The organism is uncultured Pseudacidovorax sp., assembly GCF_913773995.1.
Classification (GTDB): Bacteria; Pseudomonadota; Gammaproteobacteria; order Burkholderiales; family Burkholderiaceae_C; genus Xenophilus.
Map to the genome: position 1 here is coordinate 86,206 of NZ_CAJYES010000113.1, position 10,488 is coordinate 96,693.

The following is a 10,488-nucleotide window of genomic DNA, read 5'->3' on the forward strand; positions in this document are numbered from 1 at the left end:
CACCGTGCGACAACAACGCCAGTCGCCGCCATGAAAGCCGCCTTCGGGCGGCTTTTTGTTTCCCTTTGCGCCCGAGCCCGCCCTTGACCGCCTCCCGACCCGAAGCTGCCCCAGCGGCCACCGACACCTCGCAACGCATCCTGCTGTGGCTGGTGGCCATCGGCTTCTTCATGCAGACGCTGGATGCCACCATCATCAACACGGCCCTGCCGTCGATGGCGCGCGCGCTGGGTGAAAGTCCGTTGCGCATGCAGTCCGTCGTGGTGTCCTATTCGCTCACGATGGCCTTGCTGATCCCCGCCTCGGGTTGGCTGGCCGACCGCTTCGGCACGCGGCGCATGTTCATGGTCGCCATTGCCTTGTTCACGCTGGGTTCGCTGGCCTGCGCGGCGTCGCGGCACCTGGACGAACTGGTGGCGGCGCGTGTGCTCCAGGGCCTGGGTGGTGCGCTGCTCCTGCCGGTGGGTCGGTTGACTGTGCTCCGTACCTTTCCCCGCGCGCAGTTCCTGCAAGCCATGAGCTTCGTGGCGATTCCTGGCCTGATCGGCCCTCTGCTGGGTCCGACGCTGGGCGGTTGGCTGGTCGAGTACGCCTCGTGGCACTGGGTGTTCCTGATCAACCTGCCGGTGGGGCTGATCGGCCTGGCTGCGACCCAGCGTTTCATGCCCGACGTGCGGGCCGATGCGCCCGGCCGCTTCGACCTGCTGGGTTACGTGCTGCTGGCCTTCGGCATGGCCAGCCTGTCGCTCGCCATCGAAGGTGCAAAGGGCCTGGGGCACGCCGGAGCCCTGGTGCTGGCGGTGTTCGGCTTCGCGGCCGTGGTGGCCTATTGGCTGCATGCCGTCCGGCATCCGGCGCCGCTGTTTTCCACCCACCTCTTCCAGGTGCAGACCCTCTCGGTCGGGTTGCTGGGCAACCTGTTCTGCCGGCTGGGCAGTGGCGCCATGCCCTTCCTGATCCCGTTGTCGCTGCAGGTGTCGCTGGACTACTCGCCGATGCAGGCCGGCATGATGATGCTGCCGACGGCGCTGGCCGGCATGGGCATGAAGCGGGTTGCGGCCCAGTTGATCCTGCGGTTCGGCTACCGGAACCTGCTGACGGCCAACACCTGCATCATCGGCCTGCTGATGACCAGCTTTGCGCTGGCCTCTCCCGGCGAGCCGCTGTGGCTGCGGCTGCTGCAGTTCGCGCTGTTCGGTGCGTTCAATTCGCTGCAGTTCACGGCCATGAACACCCTCACCCTCAAGGACCTGGATGGGGCCAGCGCCAGCAGCGGCAACAGCCTCTTCTCGATGGTGCAGATGCTCGCGATGAGCCTGGGGGTCGCCATGGCCGGCGCCGTTCTGTCGGGCTTCAGCAGTGCCTTCGGCGATCACGCCCTGCCGGCCTTCCAGGCCACCTTCGTGACGGTGGGGCTGGTGACCGTGGCCTCGGCCTTCATCTTCTGGCAGGTGCCGCCCGAGGCGCGCTCGCCCCAGCTGGAAGAACCGGACGCGGCCGGCCGGCACTGAGGCCGGGTGCCCGCCCGGCTCCAGCCATGGAGGGCGCCCTCCGCTGTTCCGCTTCGCGGCCGCGCCGCCGTGCATTCTTGCGGGCGCTCAGGCCGGGTAGAGCGCGCCCAGCACCCTCAGGCCACGTGCGCCCGTGACCGTGGGCAGATTGCCGGGTTCGCCGGCCACGAGGCGCTGTGCCAGCCAGGCAAAGGCGGTGGCCTCGACCTGCTGCGGCGGCAGACCGTGCGCGGCGGAGCTGTCGATGGCGACGCCCGGCAGTTGCCGCGCCAGTCGACCCATCAGGTCTTCATTGGCGGCGCCACCGCCGCAGACGATCAGCCGTCGGACCTCCGGCGCATGCAGTTGCAGCGCCTCGGCGCAACTGCGGGTGGTCAGTTCCGCCAGGGTGGCCTGCACATCGCATGGATTCGCCGCCAGGTCGTCGGCCTGCAGATGCTGCGCGAGCCACTGCGGATGGAACAGGTCGCGCCCGGTGCTCTTGGGAATGGGTTGGGCGAAGTAGGGTTCGGCCAGCAGGCGCTGGAGCAGCGCAGGGCGGACCGAGCCCGAAGCGGCCCAGGCCCCGCCGGAATCGAAGGCAGTCCCTCGGTGCAACTGGCACCAGTGGTCGAGCAGGGCGTTCGCCGGGCCGCAATCGAAGCCGCGCACCGGCCCGTCATCGCCCGGCAGCAGGCTGAGGTTGGCGATGCCGCCCAGGTTGAGCGCCGCGCGGGCCTCGCCCGCGCGGCCGAACAGCGCGGCATGGAAGGCCGGCACCAGGGGGGCGCCCTGGCCCCCCGCGGCCACGTCGCGCGAGCGGAAATCGCAGGCCACGGGCAGGCCCGTCAGCTCGGCCAGCAGTGCCGGGTTGCTCAGCTGCAGCGTGTAGCCCGTGCCGTCGAAGGCGCCTGGCCGGTGACGCACCGTTTGGCCATGCGCGCCCACGGCGCGAATCGACCCTGCGGCCCGATCGGACTGATCGAGCAGTTGTCGCACAACCTTGGCGTAGTGGCGCGCAAGGCCGTTGGCGGCGAGTGCGGCCCGGTGCAGTTCGTCCACACCCTGTGGCTGATTCAGCGCCAGCAGTTCGGCGCGCAGGTGGGCGTCGAAGCCGACGCTCGCATGGGCATGCACCATCACACCGCCATCGAAGGAGGCGAGCACGCCGTCCACGCCATCGAGGGAAGTGCCGGACATCAGGCCGATGAAAAGCGCGGTCATGCGAGGGTCTCGAAATTCGCCATGAAAAAAGCGCCGGAGGGCCGGCGCTGCGAAGGGTGGAACAGGCCGTGCCGCGGGTGCGCGGCCGGCCGCGCCAGCTCAGTCTGCTCGGGCCTGCAGCACTGCGCTGGCCGCGGCGAGTTCGGTGCGCGCCGCACTCATCGCCTTGGCGAAGGCTGCGCGGGCGGAGGCGGGGATCGGCGTGCCGCCATCCTGCTCGGCCAGCATGCGCTGCGGATCGAAGTACTGGCCGTCGATGCGGAACTCGAAATGCAGGTGCGGGCCGGTGGCCCAGCCCGTGGAGCCCACCGCGCCCACGCGCTGCCCTTGGCTCACCGACTGGCCCGCCTTGACGTCGATGCGGCTCAGGTGCGCATAGGCTGTCTGCTGGCGATTTCGGTGATTGACGATGACGATGTTGCCGTAGCCGTTCTGCCAGCCGGCGAAATCGACCGTCCCGTCGCCCACCGTGCGCACCGGCGTGCCGGGCGGCGCGGCGAAGTCGGTGCCCGTGTGCTGCCGCCAGCTGTTCAGGATGGGGTGCAGCCGCATCGCGAAACCGCTGGAGACGCGGGTGAACTCGACCGGCGAGGCCAGGTAGGCGCGGCGCAGGCTTTCGCCGTCGAAGCGGTAGTAGCCGCCCTTCTGGCCAGCAGGCTCGAACCACAGGGCCTGGTGCACCTTGCCACCGGTTTCGAATTCGGCGGCCAGGACGCGGCCGGTGCGCATGGCCTGGCCGTCGGCCTCGAGGCTTTCGTACTGCACGGCGAAGCGGTCGCCCTTGCGCAGCTGGCGGAAGTCCACGTCGCCCGAGAAGATGTCCGCCAGCTGGCTGGCGATGGCGTCGGGAATGCCAGCGGCGTCGGTGGCGGCGAAGAGCGAGCTCTGGATGGTGCCGCCAGCCACGCGCTGGTTGATGTCCAGCGCCTCGGCCTCGCTGCGCACGGCGAAGCTGGCGCCGTCCGGCTGCATGGTGATGCGTTGGAAACCGCCCGCGTTGTCGGGCACCCAGCGGGCCGACAGGCGGTGCAGGCGGCCGTCCTGGCCGATCTCGGCGGAGATGGTGCGGCCCACGCGGCTGAGCATGGCGGAGCGCGCCTCGCCATTGCCGCGCACGAAGGCGGCGGCCGTCGGGTCGTTCACGCCGAGGCGGCCGAGCAGGGCGTCTGCCGTGTCGCTGGCGCGGGTGGACTCGGTGCGGAACAGGGTGAAGCTGTAGCCGTCGAGCGCTTCGCTCTGGCTTTCGACAGCCAAGGGGGTGACGGTTTCGAGGACTTGGCGGATCGGCAGATCCGCAGCATCGGGACCCAGCGAGGCGACGGCGAAGGCGCCGCCGCCGGCGGTCATCAGCATCGCCGCGACGGCGGCGGTGAGATGGCGGGGATGGGTCCTGATGACCAGGGCCACACGAGAGGCAAATGCTTCCTCGGCGGCCAGAATGCCGTTGATCAATTTCGACAACGTAGGAATCCAGGGCTCGGGTTCGGCGGCCGTCCTGAGGCGCTGTAGGTAAGCGCTGATGCCAGGGCGGGGCGAAAAGAGGCGCTGCGTAGAATGCACAGCGCAAAACCCGGCGGAGTATAGCGGCGTGTGTTGTTTCCGCCCCTCAAAATCGCAATGAATCCCCAGTCTCCTATTGGTCAAACACTATCGGATGGTGTAGGACAAGCGCTCGAAATTTCGCTGCGAGGCGCCGACGAACTGCTTCCCCAGGACGAGTGGATCCGTAAGCTGCAGCGGTCCGAGAAGACCGGCCAGCCGCTGCGCATCAAGCTGGGCCTGGACCCCACGGCCCCCGACATCCACATCGGCCACACGGTGGTGCTCAACAAGATGCGCCAGCTGCAGGACCTGGGCCATCAGGTGATCTTCCTGATCGGTGACTTCACCACGCTGATCGGCGACCCCTCCGGCCGCAACAGTACCCGGCCCCCCCTGACGCGCGAGCAGATCGAAGAGAACGCGCAGACCTACTACCGCCAGGCCAGCCTGGTGCTCGACCCGGCGCGCACCGAGATCCGCTACAACTCCGAATGGAGCGACCCGCTCGGCGCCCGCGGCATGATCCAACTGGCGGCCAAATACACGGTGGCCCGGATGATGGAGCGCGACGACTTCACCAAGCGCTTCAAGGCCGGTCAGTCGATCTCGGTGCATGAGTTCCTGTATCCGCTGATGCAGGGCTACGACTCGGTGGCCCTCAAGAGCGACCTGGAACTCGGCGGCACCGACCAGAAGTTCAACCTGCTCGTGGGCCGGCACCTGCAGCAGGAACATGGCCAGGAGCCGCAGTGCGTCCTGACCATGCCTTTGCTCGAAGGGCTCGATGGCGTCGAGAAGATGTCCAAGAGCAAGAACAACTACATCGGCATCAGCGAGGCGCCGAACACCATGTTCGCCAAGGTGCTCTCCATCTCGGACGAGTTGATGTGGAAGTGGTTCACGCTCCTGAGCTTCCGCTCGCTGCAGGAGATCGCTGCGCTGAAGGCCGAGGTCGAGGCGGGGCGCAATCCCAAGGAAGCGAAGGTGATGCTGGCCAAGGAGATCACGGCCCGCTTCCACAGTGCCCAGGCGGCCGACGCGGCCGAGCAGGACTTCGTCAACCGCAGTCGCGGTGGCGTGCCGGACGACATTCCCGAGGTGCAGATCAGCGGTGCGCCGCTGGGCATTGCCCATCTGCTCAAGCAGGCGGGTCTGGCCGCGTCGACATCGGAGGGCAACCGCCTGATCGATGGCGGCGGCGTGCGCGTGGATTCCAGCGTGGTGAGCGACAAGGGCCTCAAGCTGGAAGCCGGCAGCTACGTGGTGCAGGTGGGCAAGCGCAAGTTCGCGCGGGTGCTGCTGGGCTGAGCGTCCGGCGTGCTGAGCGGCACGCCTGCTTCAACGCGCCGGCTGCGCCGGTCGCCCGTCAGGCGGGCGGGCCCCCCAGTAGAGAAGCGCCTGGGCTTTCAGCGCAGATCGACCACGACGCGTCGGTTGCGTGGCTCGTCCACCTCGTCGGCTGTGGGCACGGCCAGTTCCCGCTCGCCGCGGCCGGCGGCTTCGATGCGCTCATGCGCGAAGCCGCGCTGGATCAGCATCTGCCGCACCCTCTGCGCGCGGGCCAAAGACAGCGCATCGTTGGCGGCCGCCGCACCCCGGGTGTCGGTGTGGCCGGTGATGACCAGGTCGGCGCCCGGCCGGGAGAGGGCATCGCCCAGCAAGGCGTCGAGGTCGCGCTGCGACTGGGCGGCCAGCCGCGTGCCGCCGGTGTCGAAGAACAATACGAAGCGCTGTGGCCGGGCGGGGCGCATCGAGAAGAGGCTGGGGTTGCGGGCCTGAACCGTCGCCGCGTCGGTGGTATCGACCACGGGCGGCTGGCTGGCGGCGACCACGGAGGCACGTTCGTAGGGCTTGTCCAGCCGCTGCTGGCCGCCGGCTGTCTGCACGACCACTGCGGACGGCGCACCGTCGTCCTGCGGCAGTAGCACCACGCGGGTGGAGGGCGGCGGCGGTGGCGCCGCGCAGGCCGCGAGCAGCATGGCCACGGCCGGAACGGCCCAACGCAGCAGGGCGAGAAGGCGGCGCATCACGGGGCCTCGGCGGACACGATGAAGTCCGTTCCGCGGATGCCGATCGTGGCCGTCTGCGTCTCCACGCGCACGGCTTCCGGATGGGCCTTGCCGAGCAGGCCGCTGATCATGCGCAGCGAACCCTGAAGCAGGGCCACCAGCAGGCTGCCCTCCTGCGTGGTGCTGTCGAAGCGGTAATCGCGCAGGTCCACGCGGGAGGCGGGCCCGACGACCAGGGTGGTGCCATCGCGCAGCACGAGGCCGGCGGCGCCTTGCGCATCCGTCTCGACGCGGTCGCTGGCACGCAGCGTGCTGCCTGCCTGGGCGGCCTGCGACTGCCCGGCCGCGGTCACGATGAGCACCTTCCCCTGGACCGATTTGATGAAGCCGGCGTGTCCGCCGCTTACGGCGTCCTGCGCCTGGGCCGAGCCCACAATGCCGGCACACAGGGCGGCGGCGAGAAGGCCTTGAAGCGTCCTCTGTCTCATGACCTTAATCTGGCGCTAAAGCAAACCGCGGATGATAGGACGCGCTCCGCAGCGTCCTGTTGCGCGCCCAGCAGAGTTTTTTAAACAGAACATGAAATATTTCCCTCTTGGAAACGATTCGCCACTTTGGCAGCCGCGCAACCTGCTGAAGCTGTCCATCGGGGTCGCGCTGGTCACCATCCTGCTCAAGAGCATCGCCGGCTATGTGACCCATTCCATGGGCCTGATCTCCGACGCGATGGAGTCCTTCGTGAACCTGGCCAGCGCCGTGTTCGCGCTGAGCATGGTGACGGTGGCCTCCCGCCCGGCGGACGACGACCATCCCTACGGCCACCACAAGGCCGAGTATTTCTCCTCGGGCTTCGAGGGCGTGCTGATCGTCGGTGCGGCGCTGGCCATTGCGGGCGCGGCCGTGCACCGGCTGCTCAATCCCCAGCCGCTGGAGCAGTTGAGCTGGGGCCTTGTGCTCTCGGCCGTGAGCTCGGCCTTCAACGGCGGGCTGGCCTGGCTGCTGTTCCGCGCGGCAAAGAAGCACAGCTCGATCGCGCTGGAGGCCGATGGCCGTCACCTGATGACGGACGTGTGGACGTCCGTCGGCGTGATCGTCGGCGTGATCGCAGTGGGCTTCACCGGCTGGTTGTGGCTCGATCCGCTGCTGGCCATCGGCGTGGCGATCAACATCATCTGGGAGGGGGGGCAACTGGTCTGGCGCTCGGCCCAGGGCCTGATGGACGAGGCGCTGGCGCCGGCCGACCAGGCGCTGCTGCAGTCGGTGCTCGATCGGATCGCCGCCGAGACGCCGGCCGACACCGAGCTGCGCTTCGACCACCTCGTCACCCGCCGTGCCGGCCGGCGTTGTTTCGCCGACCTGCACATGCACCTGCCGGGCGGGTGGACGCTGCGCCGCGCCGCGCTGATGCGCGACGACGTGGAGCGGGCGCTGATGGGCGTATTGCCCAACCTGCGCGTCACCATCCAGCTCCTGCCACTCAAGTTCGAGTCGCGCGCCGCGCTGGCACAGGAGCGCGACCCGGTCGGCCGGGTGCTGCCGTGAAGGCGCTGCTGCAGCGGGTGCGCGAGGCGCGTGTGGAGATCGCCGGCGAGGTGGCCGGCGCCATCGGCCCGGGCCTGCTCGTGCTGGTGTGTGCCGAGCCGGGCGACACCGAGGCCGTGGGCGAGCGACTGCTGGCCAAGATCCTGAAACTGCGGATCTTTTCGGACGAGGCCGGCAAGATGAACCGCAGCGTGCAGTACGTGAGTGGCGGGCTGCTGATCGTCAGCCAGTTCACGCTGGCGGCGGACGTGCGCGGCGGCAACCGGCCCAGCTTCACCGGGGCCGCGCCGCCGGACGAAGGGCGGCGGCTCTACGACGCCTTCGTCGCGCAGGCCCGAAGCCTGCATCCCGAGGTGGCCACGGGGCGTTTCGGGGCCGACATGCAGGTGCATCTGATCAACGATGGTCCGGTGACCATTCCGATCGACATGCGCTGAAGGCTGAAATCGGGCTCTAGCCTTCAGGCTGTTGTTCGCGTGGGCCTGTGAAGACGCGCTGTCAGCGCAACGCCAGCCAGTGAGCCCGTTTGCCCTGAGCTTGCCGAAGGGCTTCGAACTGCGATGTGCCCTGGCTTCGACAGGCTCAGCCCGAACGGCTCTTGCTTCACTGACTGGTAGTGCGCCGTCAGCGGCGGCTGTACGGATTGCGCACGCCCAATCCGGCCAGGATCTCGATCTCGCGCGCTTCCATCGCCTCGGCATCCTCGTCGCCGGTCTCATGGTCCCAGCCCTGCGCGTGCAGGGTGCCGTGCACCAGCAGGTGCGCGTAATGGGCGGCCAGGGTCACGCCCAGCTCCTTCGCTTCGCGGGCCACGACGGGCGCGCACAGCACCAGGTCGGCCATCACCATCGGTGACTGCGCATAGTCGAAGGTGAGCACGTTGGTCGCGTAGTCCTTGCCACGGAATTCGCGGTTGAGCTGCTGGCCTTCCTCGGCATCGACGATGCGCACGGTGATCTCGCCGGGTGCTTCCAGCGCATGGCGGATGCAGCGGGCCACGCGATGGCGGGGCAGGGCGGCGCGGTGGCGCGCCAGCGCATCGATGCGGCCGAACTGCAGCGACAGGGCAAGGGGCGGCATCGCCATCAGTCGGCCTTCGTGCTGCTGCTGCGCTTGCGGGAGGCGTCGTAGGCATCGACGATGCGCGCCACCAGCGGATGGCGCACCACGTCGCCGGTGTCGAAGCGGGTGAAGGCCAGGCCCTGCACCCGGCGCAGCACCCGCTCGGCCTCCACCAGGCCGCTGGTCTGCGTCTTGGGCAGGTCGATCTGGCTGATGTCGCCCGTCACCACGCACTTGCTGCCGAAGCCGATGCGGGTGAGGAACATCTTCATCTGCTCGGGCGTGGTGTTCTGCGCCTCGTCGAGGATGACGAAGGCGTTGTTGAGGGTGCGCCCGCGCATGAAGGCCAACGGCGCGATCTCCAGCGCATTGCGCTCGAAGGCCTTGGTGACCTTCTCGAAGCCCATCAGGTCGTACAGCGAGTCGTAGAGCGGGCGCAGGTAGGGGTCGACCTTCTGCGTCAGGTCGCCGGGCAAGAAGCCCAGGCGCTCGCCGGCCTCCACCGCCGGGCGGGTGAGCACGATGCGCTGCACGCTGCTGCGCTCCAGCGCGTCGACCGCGCAGGCCACCGCCAGGTAGGTCTTGCCGGTGCCCGCCGGGCCGATGCCGAAGGTGATGTCGTGGTTGGCGATGTTGTCCAGGTACACGCTCTGGTTGGGCGTGCGGGCGCGCAGGTTGCCGCGGCGGGTGGCGAGCGTGAGCGCACCGTCCTCGGCCTCGGCCATCTGGCCGTCGCCGGCCAGGGTGAGCTGCACCATGGCGGCGTCGAGGGGATGCCGGGCGATCTCGTACAGGGCCTGCAGCACCTCCAACGCGCGTTCGGCGCGGGCCTTGGGACCGTCGATCTTGAACAGCTCGTGGCGGTGGGCGATCTTGACCTCCAGCGCCTCCTCGATGCGGCGCAGGTGCGCGTCCATGGGGCCGCACAGATGGGCCAGGCGGGTGTTGTTCGCGGGGGTGAAGCTGTGGCGGAGAATCACGCGGCTTTTTTCTCTGGCAGATGGAATCGAAGGATCGGCACGTAAGTCATGATAGGAAAACTCACCGGAACCCTGGCCGAACGCAACCCGCCGCAGATCGTGATCGACTGCGGCGGCGTGGGCTACGAGGTGGACGTGCCGATGAGCACCTTCTACAACCTGCCGCAGGTGGGCGCGAAGGTCTCGCTGCTCACGCACTTCATCGTGCGAGAGGATGCCCAGATTCTCTACGGCTTCGCTTCGGCGGAAGAGCGTGCGGCCTTTAGGCAGCTGATCAAGATCGCCGGCGTGGGGCCGCGCACGGCGCTGGGCATCCTGTCGGGCCTGAGCGTGGGCGAGCTGGTGCAGGCTATCGCGCTGCAGGAGCCAGGCCGGCTGGTGAAGATTCCCGGCATCGGCAAGAAGACCGCCGAGCGGCTCTTGCTGGAACTCAAGGGCAAGCTGGGCGATGCCGTGGGCACCGCGGGCGCTGCCGCCCAGCCCGCGAGCGACGCCCAGGCCGACATCCTGCAGGCCCTGCTGGCGCTGGGTTACAACGACAAGGAAGGCGCCGCCGCGCTCAAGGCCCTGCCCAAGGACGTGGGCGTGAGCGAGGGCATCAAGATGGCGCTGAAGGCGCTGGCCAAGTAAGGGGCGCGG

At 68.8% G+C, this 10,488-nt stretch carries 11 protein-coding genes; 5 read left to right on the forward strand and 6 right to left on the reverse strand.

Features of this window, described 5'->3' with window-relative positions; translation table 11 throughout:
• The first annotated feature begins 83 nt into the window (after nucleotides 1–83).
• Complete coding sequence (mdtD, locus tag QZ772_RS10330; RefSeq protein WP_295525539.1) at nucleotides 84–1,511, forward strand: multidrug transporter subunit MdtD; 1,428 nt, start codon at nucleotides 84–86, stop codon at nucleotides 1,509–1,511.
• Between the two features lie 87 nt (nucleotides 1,512–1,598).
• Here mdtD and QZ772_RS10335 read toward each other — a convergent pair whose 3' ends face one another.
• Nucleotides 1,599–2,714: an anhydro-N-acetylmuramic acid kinase gene (locus tag QZ772_RS10335; protein WP_295525541.1), complete on the reverse strand. Its 1,116-nt coding sequence runs from the start codon at nucleotides 2,712–2,714 to the stop codon at nucleotides 1,599–1,601.
• A gap of 99 nt (nucleotides 2,715–2,813) precedes the next feature.
• Complete coding sequence (locus QZ772_RS10340; RefSeq protein WP_295525713.1) at nucleotides 2,814–4,166, reverse strand: M23 family metallopeptidase; 1,353 nt, start codon at nucleotides 4,164–4,166, stop codon at nucleotides 2,814–2,816.
• A gap of 165 nt (nucleotides 4,167–4,331) precedes the next feature.
• On the opposite strand from QZ772_RS10340, the gene tyrS reads away from it, so the two are divergent.
• Nucleotides 4,332–5,564, forward strand: a complete 1,233-nt coding sequence (tyrS, locus tag QZ772_RS10345) for a tyrosine--tRNA ligase (protein WP_295525543.1) — start codon at nucleotides 4,332–4,334, stop codon at nucleotides 5,562–5,564.
• Nucleotides 5,565–5,662: 98 nt separating this feature from the next.
• Here the strand turns inward: tyrS and QZ772_RS10350 are convergent, their stop codons facing one another.
• Together QZ772_RS10350 and QZ772_RS10355 are read right to left on the reverse strand one after the other, a co-directional pair.
• Nucleotides 5,663–6,283, reverse strand: a complete 621-nt coding sequence (locus tag QZ772_RS10350; protein WP_295525545.1) for an OmpA family protein — start codon at nucleotides 6,281–6,283, stop codon at nucleotides 5,663–5,665.
• Nucleotides 6,283–6,753 (reverse strand): FecR family protein, encoded by a 471-nt coding sequence (locus tag QZ772_RS10355; protein ID WP_295525547.1) that lies wholly within the window; start codon nucleotides 6,751–6,753, stop codon nucleotides 6,283–6,285. Before QZ772_RS10355 ends, QZ772_RS10350 begins: the two co-directional genes overlap by 1 nt.
• Nucleotides 6,754–6,844: 91 nt before the next feature.
• On the opposite strand from QZ772_RS10355, the gene QZ772_RS10360 reads away from it, so the two are divergent.
• Both QZ772_RS10360 and dtd read left to right on the forward strand, forming a co-directional pair.
• Entirely contained in the window at nucleotides 6,845–7,807 is a 963-nt protein-coding gene (locus QZ772_RS10360; RefSeq protein ID WP_295525550.1) for a cation diffusion facilitator family transporter, read from the forward strand.
• Nucleotides 7,804–8,244, forward strand: coding sequence for a D-aminoacyl-tRNA deacylase (dtd, locus tag QZ772_RS10365; protein WP_295525552.1), 441 nt, complete (start codon nucleotides 7,804–7,806; stop codon nucleotides 8,242–8,244). Before QZ772_RS10360 ends, dtd begins: the two co-directional genes overlap by 4 nt.
• 187 nt (nucleotides 8,245–8,431) lie before the next feature.
• Here dtd and ybeY read toward each other — a convergent pair whose 3' ends face one another.
• Both ybeY and QZ772_RS10375 read right to left on the reverse strand, forming a co-directional pair.
• Nucleotides 8,432–8,893 (reverse strand): rRNA maturation RNase YbeY, encoded by a 462-nt coding sequence (gene ybeY, locus QZ772_RS10370; protein ID WP_295525555.1) that lies wholly within the window; start codon nucleotides 8,891–8,893, stop codon nucleotides 8,432–8,434.
• On the reverse strand, nucleotides 8,893–9,849 hold the full coding sequence (locus QZ772_RS10375; RefSeq protein ID WP_295525558.1) for a PhoH family protein: 957 nt from the start codon (nucleotides 9,847–9,849) through the stop codon (nucleotides 8,893–8,895). Before QZ772_RS10375 ends, ybeY begins: the two co-directional genes overlap by 1 nt.
• A 48-nt stretch (nucleotides 9,850–9,897) precedes the next feature.
• Here QZ772_RS10375 and ruvA point away from each other — a divergent pair, with 48 nt between their 5' ends.
• Nucleotides 9,898–10,479: a Holliday junction branch migration protein RuvA gene (ruvA, locus tag QZ772_RS10380; RefSeq protein ID WP_017761470.1), complete on the forward strand. Its 582-nt coding sequence runs from the start codon at nucleotides 9,898–9,900 to the stop codon at nucleotides 10,477–10,479.
• Nucleotides 10,480–10,488: the final 9 nt, after the last annotated feature.